Source organism: Desemzia sp. FAM 23989 (assembly GCF_045528345.1).
Lineage (GTDB): Bacteria > Bacillota > Bacilli > Lactobacillales > Carnobacteriaceae > Desemzia.
On sequence record NZ_JBGQQT010000074.1, the window covers coordinates 1 to 256 of the forward strand.

Below are 256 nucleotides of genomic sequence, written 5' to 3' on the forward strand. Positions count from 1 at the left end.
TCATTCGGTGGACGGGATTCTCACCCGTCTTTCGCTACTCATACCGGCATTCTCACTTCTAAGCGCTCCACTAGTCCTCACGATCTAGCTTCAACGCCCTTAGAACGCTCTCCTACCATAGAACCTACTGGTTCTATCCACAGTTTCGGTGTTATGTTTAGCCCCGGTAAATTTTCGGCGCAGGGTCACTCGACTAGTGAGCTATTACGCACTCTTTAAATGATGGCTGCTTCTGAGCCAACATCCTAGTTGTCTA

At 48.8% G+C, this 256-nt stretch carries 1 rRNA gene; it reads right to left on the reverse strand.

Annotated features, from left to right (window positions below):
* Nucleotides 1-256 (reverse strand): 23S ribosomal RNA (locus ACEN36_RS13115); the annotation flags it as partial.